Genomic DNA, 16,131 nt, shown 5'->3' with positions numbered 1-16,131 from the left:
GCTGCGCAGGTGGCCGAACACCGCTTCCATCGCGCTGACGCGCCGCGGGATCGAACCACCTGTCTGGCTGTCTGACAGGTTCACAGGCCGATCCTGGGGGTCGGAGCACAGCGGTGTCAAGACATCGGGGTCGGCGGAGTGACCTCCGGTGTGTTCCGCCGGATGCGCACCTTGCTCCCGGCGGTGCGACCCGGAGCGGGGTGCGGGGCCGACCTGGCCGCGGCCACCGGTGGGATGCGGCCGCGGTGTGACCTCACACGGCGCCGACGGGGCGTCGCGTCCAGCCCTCCGTTGCCCGAGCCGCGCATCGGGCGCCGACGCAGCCCTCGACGCCCTGGGCCGTCGGTCGATGGACGAACGGTGCCGCCGATCAGGCGCAGTAGGTGCCGAGCCCGTGTTCCAGCAGGGTGAAGGCCTGCTGTGCGGCGACCACGGCGTCCGGGTAGACCGCGTCGGCCTTCTCGCCGGCCGTGAGTCGTCGGATGTTCTCCCGGACCAACTCGTTCTGGACGCAGCACAGTTGGGTTGCCGCCGCGCGCGCCGTGATGTCGCCCGGTGCGGTTCCGGTCTGTTCGGCGAGCGCGGCGGCCAGCGCATCCACCGTGCGGGTCGCCTGCTCCAGTACGCGCAGGCGCAGGCTCGGCGCGGCGAGGACCATGCGTTGGAAGGCGAGCACGTGCTCGTCGTCGTTGAGGCCGGTGACGACGTCGCGCCGGTCCAGTCCGGCCAGGAAGTGTCGGCGCAGGGCGCCGAGCGCGGACTCTCCGGGTTCCCGGTCGAGGACGATCGCCACCACGTCGTCGAAGTGGTCGTCGAACCGGTGCAGGACCAGGTCTTCCTTGGTCGGGAAGTGGTTGAACACCGTCATCGTCGAGACGTCGGCCGCTGCCGCGACCTCGGCGACGGAGACGCTGTCGAAGCCGCGCTCCAAGAACAGTGCGATCGCCGCCTCGGAGATGGCGCGCCGTGTCTGCTGCTTCTTCCGCTCGCGCAAGCCGGGCCCGTTGCTCATGCCGGGATGGTATCGCATGGCTGATGTGGCTACAAAGTTTGATTGACACAATGAGTTTAGTGGCTATAAGAATTTTAAGGGGTGGTCGCCGCCAGGCGGACACGCGCTCCGAAGGGGGAAGAGGGAATGAGTGGGATCACCACCGCGGGGGCACCTTCCGAAGCGGCCGCGGCTCCGCCGATGAGCCGCAGCCACGTCGTGATCGCGGTGACCGGCTGCTTCGCCACGCTGCTGCTGGGGCTGCTCGACCAGAACATCGTCAGCGCCGTGTCGTGGACGATGGTCCGGGACCTCGACCCGGTGCACGGGGTGGCCCATCTGCCCTGGCTGCTGACCGCGTACACGCTGGCCGACTGCATCGTGCTGCCGCTGTACGGGAAGCTGGCCGACGTCTACGGCGCCAAGCGCATCTACCTGCTGTCCCTCGGGATCTTCCTGGCGGGCTCGGCGCTGTGCGGCCTGGCGCAGAACATGGTCGAGCTGATCGCCTTCCGAGCGGTGCAGGGCGTCGGCGGAGGCGGCCTGATGTCGGTGACGATGGTGGTCCTCGGACTGCTGACCCGGCCCGGCGGCGGGGAAGGCGAGGCTGAGGACTCGGGCAAGACCGGCATGGGCGGCGTCATGGTCGGGCTCGGCATCGTGCTGGGCCCGGCGGCGGGAGGGTTGGTCGCCAACCACCTGAGCTGGCGGTGGGTCTTCTACATCAACATCCCACTGGGCGTCGCCGCGTTCGTCACGTCGCTGATGCTGGTCCGGCTCCCGGTGGTCCCGGTCCGACGCCGCGTCGACTTCCTGGGGGCCGGCCTCATCGCGGCGGCCGCGAGTGCCCTGCTGATGATCTCCCAGTGGGGTGGCAAGGACTACCCGTGGACATCGCCGGTGATCGAGGGGCTGGGTGCCGCGGCGGTGGTCCTGCTGGCCGCGTTCCTCTGGCGCCAGGCGAGCGCCCGGGAGCCGATCTTGACGCTCGCCCTGCTGCGCAACCCCGTCTTCCGCGTGATGGTGCCGCTCGGCTTCTTCGGCGGCGTCGGTCTCGCCGGCTCGGTGGCGTATCTTGCGGGCTACCTCCAGGAGGCTCGCGGGATGAGCCCGACCGGTGCGGGCCTGCTGTTCTTCCCGATGGCGGTCGGCATGACCGTCGTCGGCCTGCTGTCCGGGAAGGCCATGGCCGGGATGGCGGGCCGGCACCGGTACCAGTTGTTCGCCGGCCACCTCCTGGTGGCCGGCGCGATGCTGATCTTCGGCGTGGTGGGGGCCGAGACCCCGCTCTGGTTCCTGGGCGTGGGGCTGTTCCTGCTCGGCACCGGCCTGGGTCTGTGCCTGGGGATGGGGCTGATGATCACGCAGAGTGCGGTCGAGGTCCAGGACCTGGGCGTCGCCACCACCTCGCTGCGGTTCGTCCAGCAGCTCGGCGCCTCGGCCGGTCTCGCGATGTTCGGAACCGTCCTCAACCGCGAACTCGCCGCCAGGCTGGGCAGTTCGGCCGGCGCCGCCGACGCGCACGGGGATCTGAACACGGCGGCGCTGTCCGCCCCCACGCTGTCCCCCGCGGAGCGGCACGCGGCGCTGGACGCGCTCGTCTCCTCGACCCACACGGTGTTCACGATCGCCGCCTGCGTCATGGTCGTTCCGGCTGTGCTGTCGATGTTCCTCAGGGAACGGCCGGGCCCGTCCGGCTGCGTGCCGCAGCAGCGTTCGTAACGAACCGCCGGCAGGACGGACTGCCACCCGTTACCCTGCCACCCGCTTCCGAAGCCGCGGTGACGCTCAGGCAGCACACAGGGCCGCCTCGACCCGGCGGTTGCTGGTCATGGTCGCGGTGACGGCGGTCATGGTGAGGAGGAGGCCGGCGGCGGTGTAGAGCGGGGTGCGTACGTCGTAGGTGGTGGCCAGCCAGCCGCCGAGGAAGGCGCCGAACGGGGCGGCGCACATGCCGAGCATGCGGGAGGTGGAGGCGACCCGGCCCATCAGGTGGGCGGGGACGATCGCCTGTCGGAGGGAGGGAGCGAGCACCATCGTGGCGCCCATGCCCGCTCCGCAGACGGCGAGCGCGAGGCCGGCGACGTACGGGTTCGGGGCGGCGGCCAGGCCCAGGACGGCGAGCCCCTCGACCGCGGCCGTGCAGGTCAGCGCGGCGCCGGTGCCGAGTCGTCGGCCGAGGAAGGAGGCGATGCCCGCGCCGAGCAGACCGCCGGTGGCCTCCGCCGTGAGGAGCAGGCCGAAGCCGAAGGTGCCGATGCCGAGACGGTCGTGCGCGAAGAGGGCGAGTACGGTCTCCACGGCGAGGAAGGCGATGTTCCCGACCGCCGGGCGCAGCGCGAGCCCGAGCAGCAGCTGGTCCCGGAACACGTACGAGGCGCCGGCCCGCGCCTGCCGCAGCAGCGACTCACGGGCCTGCGGTACGGGCCGGGGTGCGGCGGGCAGCGAGCGTACGAGCAGTGCGGAGAGCGCGAACGAGACCGCGTCGGCGAGCAGCGGGACCGCCCGCCCGAGCGCGAGCAGGGCACTGCCCGCGGGCGGCCCGGCGAAGCCGGACGCGGCGGTCTGGGTGCCGCGCAGGCGGGAGTTGGCGCGTTCCAGGTGCGCGGGGTCGCGGCCGAGCAGATCCGGCAGGTAGGCCGTGGCGGCCGTGTCGAAGAAGAGTCCGCCGAGGCCGAGGAGGAAGGCGACGGCCGCGAGCAGCGGAATGCTCAGCACGTCGAGCGCGGCCGCTGCCGCCGGTATCGCGAGCAGCACCGCACGCGCCGCGTCCGTGACCCACATCGTGCGCCGACGGTCCCAACGGTCCACCAGCGCGCCGCCGAGCACCCCGAAGAGCAGCCACGGCAACGTCCCGGCGGCCGTGACCACGGCGAGCGCCAGCGGATCCCGCGTCAACGTCAACGCGAGCAGCGGCAGCGCGGCATGGGTCACCCCGTCACCGAGCGAGGACACCGTCTGCGCGGTCCACAGCCGTCCGAACCCGGTCGGCAACTTCCGAACGTCCGAGGTCACTTGGCCTCCCCCTCGGCCTGCTCGTCGCCTTCACCCTGCTCGGGCGATGCCGGGTGGAACAGTGCGAAGACCAGCGACGCGTCCGGCAGCGACGGATCGGACAGCTCCCGGTACTCGTCCGCCAGCGCCTCGAGCCGCGCCCCCAGCTCCGCGAACTGCTCCTCGGTGAGCCGCAGATGCGCCATCCGCACGTGCCGCGCGCCGCCCGCCGGCGCCGCCTCCAGGTCCGCCACCGCATGCCGCATCAGCACGTCCGGGCCTCCCTCGCCCGGAGCCGGCAGCACGATCGACCGCGCGGCCATCGCGTAGTACCGCTCGGTGACCCCCCGGACCTTCCGCGTTCGCACCACCCTCACCAGGCCGGCCCGTTCGAGCAGCCGCACGTGGTAGCTGGAACTCCCCTTCGCCAGGCCCACTCGCTCGGCGATCTGCGTGATCGTCGCGGGCTCGAAGCGGAGCACGGCCATGATCCGGTGGCGCGTGAGGTTGGAGACGGCGCGTAGCTGCTCGTCAGTGGTGACGTGGAACGTCTCGGGAAGATCGTCGGTAGGCATGCCCCAATGGTCAACACTTCTTGACCATTTGGCAAGGGGGTTTTTGTTCGAGGCCTCGGGCCCCCGAGCGGCCTCTACAGCCCGCAGAGGGTTGCGAATTCAAACCCACTGCCACTAGCGTTCCGGGCCATGGAGATAGTTGGAATATCAAACCCAGCGGGCGCGCCGACCGATCAGGGCCAGGACCAGGGCCAGGACCGGGACCAGAACCGGCCCCACCGCCGGGCCGCGTTCCTGGTGGTCGCCGCCGCGGTCTTCGTCTCGAACCTCGACCTGTTCATCGTCAACGTCGCCCTCCCGGCGATGCAGCAGCACTTCCACGGCAGCAGCCTGGCCACCCTGTCCTGGGTGTTGAACGGCTACGCGATCGTCTTCGCCGCGCTGCTGGTTCCCGCCGGGCGGCTGGCGGACCGCATCGGCCACCGGAGGGTGTTCCTCGCCGGGCTGGCGGTCTTCACCGCCGCCTCCGCACTCTGCGCACTCGCCCCGGCCGTCGGCTGGCTCGACGCCGCCCGGGTGGTCCAGGCGGCGGGCGCGGCCGCGCTGATGCCGACCTCACTGGCACTGCTGCTGGACGCCACCGCCCCGGCCGAGCGCCCCGGCGCCATCCGGGCCTGGGCCTCGATCGGCGGGATCGCCGCCGGCCTCGGACCGGTCCTCGGCGGACTGCTGGTCGAGGCCGACTGGCGCTGGGTGTTCATCGTCAACGTCCCGGTCGGCATCGCCGCCATCGCCGTGGGAGCCCGCGTCCTGCCCGGGCTGCGCCGCAATGAGAAAGGCAAGCAGAACAGCAAGGAGAACGGCACCGAGAACGGACCGCTGCCGGACCTGTTCGGCGCCGTCCTGCTCACCGCCGCCATCGCCACCCTCACCGTCTCCCTGGTCAAGGGCGACGACTGGGGCTGGACCTCGCCCCAGGTCCTGGGCAGCCTGCTCGCAGCCGCGCTGCTGACCGGCTGGTTCCTCCGCCGCTCGGCGCGCCACCACGCCCCCATCGTCGAACTGCCGCTGCTGCGGGTGCCCAGTTTCGCCGCCGCCAACACCGCAGCCCTGCTGTTCACCCTCGCCTTCTCCGGCATGCTGCTGACCTCGGTCCTGTGGTGCCAGCAGGTCTGGGAGTACTCGGCGCTGCGCACCGGACTCGCCATCGCCCCCGGACCGCTGCTGGTCCCGCCGGTCGCCCTGGGCAGCGCCGCACTGGTACGCAGGCTCGGCCCCGGACGGCTCGCCGCGCTCGGCACCCTGCTGTTCGCCGCAGGCATCGCCTGGTGGACCGCCGCCATCGGCGTCCGGCCCGGCTACACCACCGAACTGCTGCCCGGAATGCTGCTCACCGGCCTGGGCGTCGGGCTGACCCTGCCCACCCTCATCGGGTCCGCCGCGGCGGCGCTGCCGCCCACGCGCTTCGCCACCGGCTCGGCGATCACCACGATGGTCCGGCAGATCGGCGCGGTGGTGGGCGTAGCGCTGACGGTCAGCCTGATCGGCACCCCGGACGGGCCGCAGGCCGCGCTGGACGGCTTCCGGCGCGGCTGGACGGCGGTGATCGCGGCGGCGCTGCTGGCCTGCACGGCCGCCCTGGCGCTCGCCGCCGCCCAGCGCCGGGCTGCGGCGAAGTAGCCCCGCCTCCGTGGGACTGACGGGCTTCCGCCCCGGCCCGGCCGCGGAGATCCGGATCAGCCTGCCGCACTGGCGTCAGGCGGTGGCCGTTCTTCCTGGCCGTCAGCCTGCTCGACGACAGAAACCAGCTGATGAAACCGCCACTACTAGACTCCCCGCGTGTCTTCCCATCAGCTGATAAGCCTGGTCACCAGCATCATCTTCATCACAGCCATTGCCATGCGCGTGCACCGCGCGCGGACCAGGGGACCGGCACGGCCGGCGGTGACGCCACTGGCATTCGGGTACCAGGCGCACGGCGGTTCCAACCGCATCGACCAGACGCTGCACATCATCAACCCGAACGCCGTCGACGTGGTGCCGGTCCTCGCGTTCACTCCTGTGAGCAGCGACGGGAGTGTCCTGCCCGGGGTTCGGGTCGGGACGGCGTACGGCAGTGACCGGGGCGAGCTGGTGGTGTGTCCGGGTGATGGCTTCGACGTGCTGAACTTCTCGGGCCCGGGCGCGGAACAGGTGGCTGATGTCCTGGTGACCGTCAAGAAGCTCGCGGCACTGCCCACTGCCAGCCCGAACGACTACATCGATGCGCGGCCGACCCGCGGCGGCGCGACGGTCAGCAGGTTCACCCCGTTCGACGCGGTCGTCATGCACAACCCGCACCCGGTGCCGGTCAAGCTGCGCGTGGTGCACCTGGTCTACGACTCGCCGCCGCCGGGAGCCTCGCAGCAGGTCGTGCACCGAACCCCGATCGGGGGGCTCGTCGTGGTGCCACCCCAGGGCGACCTGGTGGTCCAGGTCCCTGCGTCCGCCGCGGCGCTGATCCGCGAACGCGGAGCCGGGCGGGCAGTCAGCGTCAAGACGTACCCGTCCCGTTAGCAGGCGCAGTCCGGCGGCCGTCCGCCGTTGAGGAAGCACGGAGCGGCTGGCTAGTGCTGTGACCGCAGTCCGACTGCGGCGGCGGTCCCTCGGAGGCCGCCGCCGTTCGCTCCGTGTCGCGACCGAAGGCCACGCCGACCGGGATTCAGCGCCCGATGAAGTTCTTGGCCACCAGGAGGTCCAACACGTTGGTGTGGAAGTCGGGGAAGTCCATCGGGACGATCCCGAAGTGGACGGCCTCGTTCCTGCGGGCGTACAGGTAGTCGAGCACCGGCGGCATGATCGAGTCCGCGTTCAGCTTGGGCCACTTCCCGCCCGCGTAGCTGGTGAAGTTGATGTATATCTTCGGCGAGTTCTGGTTCCACCACGCCTGGTCGAACTGGTTGACGACGGCCTGGGCCTTGCCGTCGGTGCCGACGTCCTGGTAGTGGTCCTGGATGTTCATCAGGTCGGAGTTGCCCCAGTGCATCACGTCCCACGAGGAGTCGGAGCTGGTGTCGAAGTCGGCGAGCAGCACGATCTTGCCGCGGGCCTCCCCGAGCCTGGGCCACCGGGGCGCGGTCCAGAACAGGTTGCGGTAGCCGAAGCCGTCCAGGTGGTACTGCATGCGGCGCAGGAACTCCACCCCGTTGATCGGGTTGCTGCCCGCGTTCTCGTTCTTGATCCGCATGACCAGCGCCTCGCGCGGCGACTGCTTGAAGAAGGCCCGGCACTCGTCCAGCACGGTACGCAGCGTGCTGCCCTGGGGGAACCGGTCGTGGAAGACGCCGAGCCAGTTCTTGGTCTCGCGGTCGTTCAGCGGGAACCGCTGCAAGCGGATGTCGAGGAAGCGGATGCCCCGCTGGAGCTGCTGCGTAATGCCCCAGTTCTGGGTGTGCGCCCACTCGGTGCCGTTCGTCGGGTCGACACAGCAGGAGTCGTGGGTGCCCGGGATGGTCAGCTGGGTCAGTGAGAGGCTGTCGGGCAGCCCGGCCATCCAGGTGCCGCTGTTCCACGAGGCGGCCGCGGCCGGCGTGGCCGCGATGGTGAGGCCGAGGGCGGCGGTCAGTGCCCCGCCACCGACTGCGCCGCCCAACCTCAGGATGTCGCGGCGGTTCGGGTTGACGGTCATGGGCTGCTCCGCGGTCTCGGTCGGTCCGGCTCCCTACACGGCTGTCTACGGAGACCGCGCGGAGTCCGGTTCATCGCCGTCGGGCTGCGCCGGCTCGTTCGTTAGTGAACGAGCGTCATGGCAGGCGGCCGAAATGCCCTACACGTACATGTCCACCCACATCCGACCGGGTTCGGCACCGCCACCGCTAACCCGGCGAACCTGTGCGGTCACAGCACTGGTCATCCGCTTCGGCTGCAAGCACGGCTGCTGTGCTGACCTGCCGGTGGCCCTCCTCGTCCCGGAACCAGATCCACGCCTGACGTTCGCGCGGGAACTCCGTGCTCACGTGGGCGAACTCCATGACGGCGACGGCGTCGGACATCCGCCAGCTCAGCACGGGGCCTGACGCTTCGTCGACCTCGCTGAGGTTGTCCAGGTGCCGGGCCATGGCGAGGCCGCCGCCGTCAATCGGCCACGGGTCCCAGGCCGAGACCTCGTCCATGACGGCGTGGGACTCGATTCGGTGGATCATGGATGCCTCCATCTCCTGGAAGACACCGTCGCCGGCGGTGTTCTCGGCTCCCACCCGCCCGTCGGTGTGGACGAGGTAGCGGATCGGGTGGGCAGCGCGCGGTCCGTCCCAGTCGAAGAACCAGCCCCGCACGGGATCGGGCCACACATCTGACCCCAGCTGGTGGCTCCACTCAAGGCTGTGCTCCGAGCGCCCGCCATTCGCGTCCGCGAGACTGCGTCGCACGGTGTAGCGCAGTCCGCCGTACCTCTGTGCGAAGCCCTCGCGCCGGATCACCAGTTCCAGCGGGGCGGGGACCAACCGACCCTTGCGGTCGCGGACCCGCAGCAGCTCCGTGGGGAGCCTGGGCTCCGTCGGCTCCTGCCGACGTCCGGTGCGGTCGAGCAGGCGGCGGGCACGCGGGGACAGCTCCGAGCTGTCCTCCAGGATGTGCATGTTCTTCTTTTTTCAGCTCGAAGACTGCATCAGCGAACGCACACTACCTGGCTGACCCCAGCAGCGTGAGGCCCGCCTCGGGCCATTGCCTCCACTGGCGACGGTTGGATACGCGAGCTCCCGGGTGGAGCCCCCGTGTCGGCCGTGAAGGCATTCGATCATGCCGCACCCGAACTGCCACCCCGCACGACCTCAGCTGGTGGCCGTCGGAGCGGGCGAGGCCGCGCCGGTGGGCGGGGTCTGGCAGGGCAGGGTGACCATGACGCCCACGCCCTTGCCGGGCCTGTCCCCGTCCATCACCGAGACGGTGTAGCGGTCGGGCTCGTGGACGGCTTCGAAGTCCGCGGTGGGCGAGGTGGAGCGGGTGGCCGGGCCGGCCTCGTTCGAGGTGATCTTGAAGCCTTCGCCCGCGAGCTTCTCCCGCAGTGCCCGGAACACCTCGGGACGCTGGTCGTCCGTGGCCTTCAACTGGATCGCCGAGCTGAGCTGGTACGCCTCGCCCTCATCGGCGATGTCCGTCCCCCGCCCCGGGCACCGGTAGTAGGCGACGAGCTTGATCCACAGATTCCGCTCAAGGCCCGTCAACTCGCGCACGTGGTCCTGGACCTGCTCCGCCCGGGTCAGCGCCGCCGCCCGGGACTCGACCCGGACGGGCTCGCTGGGCGTTGCCGTTCCTCCGCCCCGCGACTCCACGAGCGAGCACGAGCCGAGCACCAGGGCGCCCGACACCATCAGCACGGCCGCACGGGCCCCACGGGCCGCCCGCGCGGCCGTCCCGGACGGCACGGCCGTCGATCTCCTGAACAAGTGCGGTACTCCCCCGTGAACATGTGTGCGTTCTGCCGTCCGGATGCTACGGCACCGCCGGGGGGACCTCTCACCTGGCCTGACCTGGCGTGACCTGGCCCGGCGGCCGACGCCGAGCCGACGACGCTAGACGGTCTCGCCCTCGCCCTCGGTGTCGATGTGGGGGAGGATCCGGTCGAGGAACCGGGGGGTCCACCAGGCGGCCGCGCCGAGCAGGGTCATCACCGCCGGAACGAGCAGAAGCCGGACGACCGTCGCGTCGATCAGGACGCTGACGGCCAGTCCGAGCCCCATCATCTTGATCACGATGTTGTCGCTGACGATGAAGGCGGCGAAGACGCTGACCATGATCAGGGCGGCGCAGGAGATCACCCGGGCGGTGATCTCCAGGGCGTGGGCGACGCTGTCGTGGCTGCGGCCGGTGCGCAGCCAGGCCTCGTGGACGCGGGAGAGCAGGAAGATCTCGTAGTCCATGCTGAGGCCGAAGACGATCGCGAACATCATCATCGGCACATAGCTCTCGATCGGGACCTTCCCGGACACCCCGAGGGCCGGTCCTCCCCAGCCCCACTGGAACACCGCCACCACGACACCGTACGAGGCGGCGATCGAGAGCAGGTTGAGCACCGCGGCCTTGACGGCGACGAGCAGGCCCCGGAAGACGACGAGGATGACCAGGAAGGCGAGCCCCACCACGACCGCGATGATCAGCAGCAGCCGGCTGGACACGATGTCCAGGAAGTCGACCTGGGCCGCGGTGTTGCCGGTGACGTAGGTCTTGGCGCCGGTACCGGCCACGGCGTCGGGCAGCACGGTGTCCGACAGGTGGTTGACCAGGTCGGTGGTGCTGCGGTCCTGTGGCGCGCCGGCCGGGATGACGGTGTCGAACAGCACCGCGCCGTCCGGGCTGGTCTGCAGCGGGGTGGCGCTCGCCACGTCGGCCAGGCCGGTGAGGGACTGTTGGACGGCGGTCTGCACGGCGGGCCGGTTCGCGGCGGGGACGGCGCTCTGGTCGACGACGACGGTGAGCGGCCCGTTCGAGCCGGGGCCGAAGGCCTGGGACATCAGGTCGTAGGCGCGCCGGTCGGTGAAGTCGGTGGAGTCGGCGCCGTCGTCGATGTAGCCGAGTTGGATGGAGAGCAGCGGGATGGACAGCACGGCGAGGATCACCGCCCCGGTGACCAGGTACCGCCAGGGGTTCGCCTCGACGCGGCGGGCGTAGCGGTGCCAGCTCCCGGCGGACACCTCCCCGCCGCTCGGGCCCGCCCCGCGCCCCTCGCGCCCCTCGCCCGCCGGTGCCCCGGTCTCGGCGATCGGACGGCGCACGGTGAACCGGTCCATCCGGCGGCCGATCAGCCCCATCAGGGCAGGCAGCAGGGTGAGCGCGCCGAGCACCGCCGACACCACCGTGACCGCGGCGGCCGCGCCGAGCTTGGTGATGAAGGAGATGCCCGAGACGGACAGCCCGGACAGCGCGATGATCACGGTGCAGCCGGAGACCAGCACGGCCCGTCCGCTGGTGGCCACCGCCTGCCCGGCCGAGGCGACCGGGTCCACACCGTCCATCAGGTTCTGTCGGTGACGGGTCAGCAGGAAGAGCGCGTAGTCGATGCCCACACCGATGCCGATCATCGTCGCCAGGGTGGGCGCGACCGTGGCGAAGGTGGCCAGCGCGGCGATCAGCCCGAGCACCCCGAGGCCGACCACGGCCGCGAACAGCGCGGTCAGCAGCGGCAGTCCGGCCGCGATGACGCTGCCGAAGCCGACCAGCAGCACCACGATCGCGACCGCGAAGCCGATCGCCTCGCTGGAGCGGTCGTCCGGGGCGGGCCGGGCCAGCTCGCCCAGGGGGCCGCCGTACTCCACCTGCACTCCGGCGTTCCGCAGCGGCGCCACGGCCGTGTCCACCCCGTTCAGGTAGTCCGTCCCGAGCAGGGTGGGGTTGGTGTCGAAGCGGACGGTGATGTAGCCGGTCAGCCCGTCGGTGGACAACGGACCGCCCGGTGGGGCGGGCTGCCCGGCCGGCGGCAGCGGGCTCTGCGCGGACAGCACGTGCGGCAGTTGCTGGAGGGCGGCGACGGCCTGCGCGACCTGCGGCTGGAAGTCGACGAGCGGCTCGGCGTCGTGCAGGACCACCTGGGAGCTGGTGCCCGCCGCGGCCGGCTCGTGGGCCTGTAGGACGTCCCGGCCCTGCTGCGCCTGGGTGCCGGGGAGCGAGAAGTCGTCCGAGTAGGAGCCGCCGACCGTCTTGTTGGCCGCCTGGATGCCCGCGAGGGCCACGATCCACAGCACGATGACGATCAGTGTGTGGCGCGCGCACCACTCGCCCAGTCGGCGCAGCGCCGCGCGTCTGACCGGGGGCGCCGCGGTCGAGGGGGCGGGGCGGGCTGGCAGCGGCATGGACGGCTCCTGGGGGCTCTGCGCTACGGGGTCGCCGATCCGGCGGAGTCTCCCCGTCCGGGCGCGCCGGGCACCGGTACCGGAGGGTAGTCGCCCCGTCAGCCCTGTCAGTCCTGTCAGCCCGGCCTGCGCTGCCCAGCCCCGTCAGGCCTGTCAGCCCTGCCCAGGCCTGTCAGCCCGGCCTGCCCCGTCAGCTGCCCAGCCCCGTCAGCCCGTCCTGCTCCGGCGCCCCGAGTCAGCCCTGCCGCTCGGGCCCGCCGAGGTGCGGCGTCGGTACCGGGGCCGCGGCGCCGACCAGGACGACGAGTTCATGGCCGCCCGGGTTCGTCTGGACGGGGACGGTCCGCCAGTTGTTGACCAGCCAGACGTTGCCCGAGGGGTCGATCTGGATCCCCGTGTTCCGCTCCAGCCCGTCGCTGGTGTACCCGGTGTCGGGCGGGGAGATCGGCTCTCCGGTGCCGACGCCGGGCGGGCAGGCGGCGAGCCGGACGCCGCACAGCCGGGCGACGCGGTGGCCGCCGAAGTTGGCCACCCACACCGTGTCGTCCCCGTCGACCGCGACGCCCCAGGGCAGGAACAGGCCGCCGTTGTCGAAGGGCCGGGCGGCCGGGGTGCCGTCGGAGCCGATCATGGTGACGGAGGTGCCGGGGTACCCGCCGGTCTCGTTCGCGAGGACGTCCGCGAGGTCGGACGGGGCGGCGTCCTCGCAGGGGACCGGGAGCACACCGCTGTTGGACACCCAGGCGTTGCCCCGGCTGTCGGTGGCGATGCCGAGCGGGTGGCGCAGGCCGCCGCCGGCGATCAGCCGCTCCGGGGTCCCGTCCGGTGCCAGGACCTGGACGTTGTCGCTGCCGTTGCCCGAGACCCAGAGCCGCCCGGCCGGGTCGACGGCGGCGCCGAAGGGCTTCTGCAGCCCCGGTGCGGCGATCTCCCGGGCGCGGCTCGCGTCACCGTCGGGGATCCGGGTCACGCTGCGGCCGCCGCAGTTGGCGACCCAGACGGTGCCGGAGCGGTCGGCGGCCATGCCCTGCGGCTGGACGATGCCGCCCTGGCGCCAGCCGTCCCGGGGGGAGAGCGCGGCGCCGTCCGGGGCGAACTGGGAGACGCTGCGGTAGAACCGGGAGGCGTCGAGCGGGCAACCGGAGCCCTGGAAGCCGAAGTTGCCGACCCAGGCGTCGCCGTGCCGGTCCACGGTGATGCCGAACCCGGCGCCGTAGAGGCCGCCGCCGCCGTAGGGCGCGCCGGGTGCGTCCTGGCCGGTCGGGGTGAACTTGAGCACGGCGCGTCCGCCGCAGACCGGCTCGGTCGGGTCGGCGCCGAACCGGTAGTTGTTGGAGACCCAGACGTTGCCGTCGGCGTCGAAGGCGAGGTTGCCGGGGCCGTCGAGCTCGTGGCCGTTGCCGTCGTAGCGCAGCGCCACCGTCCAGGCGTCCGGCGCGGCGGGCAGCGCGGGCCGGTAGCTCGGGGTGGTCGCGGCGAGCGCGAAGAGGGCGCCGACGTCGTGGCCGGGGTCGTGGGCGATGTCCACCGCGGCCTGCAAGGTGTTCCGCGGCCGCTCGCCGCCCGGCCGGCGGGCGAGGTCGAACAGCCGCTCGCAGGAGCCGCCGGTGACGCAGGCGGCGAGCAGGTCGGCCAGGGTGTTGAACTCGGCCATGGTCGAGGTGAGGGCGCCGTTCGGCGCGGTCGCCAGCACGCGGGCGACCTCGCCGGTGCCGGTGTCGGCCAGGTTGTGCGCGATCGCGGCGGCGTTCTGCAGCCCGGGGTAGGTGCCGGCGATGCCGGCCGGGTCGGTGAACCGGGCCAGGGCGTACGCCACGGCCACGGTGGTGCGCTCGTTGACCACGAGCTCCGGCGGCGCGGCGGCGCCGCTGAGCACCGCGGCGAGGGTGACCGGGCCGTCCTGCCCCGGGCCGCCGTGGGACGGACCGCCGTGCGACGGACCGCCGGTGGGCTGCCCCGGCCCGGGCCGGCCGTCGGCGAGCAGGTACAGCACGGCACTCGGGTCGGCGGGGCGGTGGTAGTCGAGGGTGAACCGGCCGTCCTCCCCGCTGCGGGCCCGGGCGAGCACCCGGGGCCGCCCGCCCGCCTCGTCACCGGCCTGGTACAGCGTCACCTCGGTGCCGCCGAGCGGCGTGTCGCCGCTGCGGACCACTCCGCACTGGTGGTCGGGCTGCCGGCCGACCGGGCCGACCGGCGCCGCCTGGGACGGCCCGGCGGCGAGCTGGGCGAGGAGGACTGCGGTCAGCAGGACGCCGTGGCGTCGGCGCATGAATGGCTCCGTTCGGTCGCTGACGGACGGACGGCACGCCCGCCGCCCCACCACGGGCGCGGACCGGGGCCGCCGCCGTATACCTGCCACACCCCGGGACGTCCCGCGCGCGACCGGGCGCGGGACGCGGCCGAAATTGCCCGGGACGGGCGAGCGGCAGCGGCGAGCAGCGAGCGGCGACCGGCGCTGCGCCGGGTGAAGGCGGAGGCGGACATCCTCGCAGCGCCGACCTGTCCTCAGGCGGGATGGGCCGGCTGGGTGGGCGCGGTCGTTCCGGGGGCCGATGGGGCCGGGGCCGGTGCGCCGACGGCCTTCAGTACCTCCTGGCCCTGCCGGTCGATCAGGCGGGTGCCGATCTGCTGGGCGTACCCGAAGACGATCCCGTAGGCGACGATCTGCGCCGAGGAGTCCAGGTTGGTCAGCCCGGGCACGAACTGGCCACGCATCAGCAGCAGGCCGAGCAGGGCGGTCAGCGCCCCGGTCGGCAGCTTGAGCGCCGCGAGGGCGACCGGCACGTTGTACGCCGTCGCCGTGCCCTTGACCTGGCGCAGCGAGACGGCGGCCGCCACGGCGGCGGCGACGACACCGACGAGCTCGATCACCAGGTAGTCCCAGCGTTCGGGGCTGGAGCCGGTGACGCACACCTGGCCGCCGCTCGGGTTGAAGCAGATCGGCACCAGGTCGGGCGAGAAGTAGGCGAGCACCGCGACGGCGCCCGCGAGCACGGCGAGCACGATGGTCACGGCGTAGAGGATGTGCACGAAACTGGCGGCGCGGGCGGACTCGTTCTGAAGCACCTGGCGGGCCGCCCAGGCCGCATCGATCAGGGCCTCACGCTGGCGCGAGCTGACCGGGGTCCCGTCCGGCAGTGCGTCGACGGCGTGGACGATCTCCAGGGCGTCCACCCGCTGCGGGTCGTCCGGGTGCAGGTAGTGGCCGATCAGCGCCGCCAGACCGGGCACCTCGGCCCGGAAGTCCTGGTCCGACAGCATGCGCAACAGCAGGCTGTACGCCATGTCGACGTGCGTGCGCGCGACGGCCAGGTGCGAGGGCCAGCGCACGCGCGGGCAGCTGCCGTGATCGAGCACCGTCTCGGCTTTCGCCAGCTCGGCACAGGCCGCGTTCAGCAGGATCTCCGCCTTGCGGTCGGCCGCGGGACTGGACGTGAGGCGATTGACCTCGATCAGCGCCCGCAGCTCGGCGATCCGGGCGCGCAACGCCTCGCGCAGTTCCCAGCGGCCGCCTTCGGGCTTCCGCCGCCACCACGGCGGCCCGGGCGACCGCTGCCGCCCTCCCGGCTGCGGTGGTCCGGGGGGCGGTGGAGGGTTGACCGGCGCGGGTGGCTGCTGCGCGCCCGGGCCGAGCGGACCGATGTCGCTCATCGGATACCTCCAAGGAAACCCCGGCCTTCAGGCCGGGGAGGAATTGGATCGCCCGCGTAGCAGGTCCGGGATAGCCGAGCTGCCATCAAGACTGTGCGGTGTCTGGGGAAGTGATGATCAGTCACGCTATTACAAACAGCGGTGCTAGTTTGTGATC

12 protein-coding genes and 1 pseudogene are annotated in these 16,131 nt (G+C 72.2%); 3 read left to right on the top strand and 10 right to left on the bottom strand.

Annotated features, from left to right (window positions below):
- Together ABTY15_RS39860 and ABTY15_RS25265 are read right to left on the bottom strand one after the other, a co-directional pair.
- Window positions 1-84, bottom strand: a pseudogene (locus tag ABTY15_RS39860) (GntR family transcriptional regulator); the annotation flags it as partial.
- 286 nt (window positions 85-370) lie between these two features.
- A complete protein-coding gene (locus tag ABTY15_RS25265) occupies window positions 371-1,012 on the bottom strand; it encodes a TetR/AcrR family transcriptional regulator (protein WP_350599624.1) in 642 nt (213 codons plus the stop codon).
- A gap of 180 nt (window positions 1,013-1,192) precedes the next feature.
- Between ABTY15_RS25265 and ABTY15_RS25260 the strand changes: the two genes are divergently transcribed.
- A complete protein-coding gene (locus ABTY15_RS25260) occupies window positions 1,193-2,713 on the top strand; it encodes an MFS transporter (RefSeq protein ID WP_350599622.1) in 1,521 nt (506 codons plus the stop codon).
- 66 nt (window positions 2,714-2,779) lie between these two features.
- Here the strand turns inward: ABTY15_RS25260 and ABTY15_RS25255 are convergent, their stop codons facing one another.
- Both ABTY15_RS25255 and ABTY15_RS25250 read right to left on the bottom strand, forming a co-directional pair.
- Complete coding sequence (locus tag ABTY15_RS25255) at window positions 2,780-4,006, bottom strand: MFS transporter (protein WP_350599621.1); 1,227 nt, start codon at window positions 4,004-4,006, stop codon at window positions 2,780-2,782.
- Entirely contained in the window at window positions 4,003-4,560 is a 558-nt protein-coding gene (locus ABTY15_RS25250) for an ArsR/SmtB family transcription factor (RefSeq protein ID WP_350599619.1), read from the bottom strand. Before ABTY15_RS25250 ends, ABTY15_RS25255 begins: the two co-directional genes overlap by 4 nt.
- A 129-nt stretch (window positions 4,561-4,689) precedes the next feature.
- Between ABTY15_RS25250 and ABTY15_RS25245 the strand changes: the two genes are divergently transcribed.
- Together ABTY15_RS25245 and ABTY15_RS25240 are read left to right on the top strand one after the other, a co-directional pair.
- Window positions 4,690-6,180 (top strand): MFS transporter, encoded by a 1,491-nt coding sequence (locus ABTY15_RS25245; RefSeq protein WP_350599616.1) that lies wholly within the window; start codon window positions 4,690-4,692, stop codon window positions 6,178-6,180.
- A gap of 159 nt (window positions 6,181-6,339) precedes the next feature.
- Entirely contained in the window at window positions 6,340-7,056 is a 717-nt protein-coding gene (locus ABTY15_RS25240) for a hypothetical protein (RefSeq protein WP_350599614.1), read from the top strand.
- Window positions 7,057-7,201: 145 nt separating this feature from the next.
- Here ABTY15_RS25240 and ABTY15_RS25235 read toward each other — a convergent pair whose 3' ends face one another.
- From ABTY15_RS25235 to ABTY15_RS25210, 6 genes are all read right to left on the bottom strand, one after another.
- Window positions 7,202-8,167, bottom strand: a complete 966-nt coding sequence (locus ABTY15_RS25235) for a phosphatidylinositol-specific phospholipase C (RefSeq protein ID WP_350599611.1) — start codon at window positions 8,165-8,167, stop codon at window positions 7,202-7,204.
- Between the two features lie 187 nt (window positions 8,168-8,354).
- The gene (locus tag ABTY15_RS25230) at window positions 8,355-9,116 is read right to left on the bottom strand and encodes a hypothetical protein (protein ID WP_350599607.1); all 762 of its coding nucleotides are present in this window, start codon (window positions 9,114-9,116) and stop codon (window positions 8,355-8,357) included.
- A gap of 192 nt (window positions 9,117-9,308) precedes the next feature.
- The gene (locus tag ABTY15_RS25225; protein WP_350599604.1) at window positions 9,309-9,902 is read right to left on the bottom strand and encodes a hypothetical protein; all 594 of its coding nucleotides are present in this window, start codon (window positions 9,900-9,902) and stop codon (window positions 9,309-9,311) included.
- A gap of 147 nt (window positions 9,903-10,049) precedes the next feature.
- Window positions 10,050-12,323, bottom strand: coding sequence for an MMPL family transporter (locus tag ABTY15_RS25220; RefSeq protein WP_350599601.1), 2,274 nt, complete (start codon window positions 12,321-12,323; stop codon window positions 10,050-10,052).
- Between the two features lie 235 nt (window positions 12,324-12,558).
- Window positions 12,559-14,592, bottom strand: a complete 2,034-nt coding sequence (locus tag ABTY15_RS25215) for an NHL repeat-containing protein (RefSeq protein WP_350599599.1) — start codon at window positions 14,590-14,592, stop codon at window positions 12,559-12,561.
- A gap of 236 nt (window positions 14,593-14,828) precedes the next feature.
- Window positions 14,829-15,974, bottom strand: a complete 1,146-nt coding sequence (locus ABTY15_RS25210; RefSeq protein WP_350599596.1) for a hypothetical protein — start codon at window positions 15,972-15,974, stop codon at window positions 14,829-14,831.
- Between the last annotated feature and the right edge of the window lie 157 nt (window positions 15,975-16,131).

The sequence above is a fragment of the Kitasatospora sp. NPDC097643 genome (assembly GCF_040302625.1).
Taxonomy (GTDB): Bacteria; Actinomycetota; Actinomycetes; order Streptomycetales; family Streptomycetaceae; genus Kitasatospora.
This window is presented reverse-complemented; position numbering and strand designations above follow the sequence as displayed.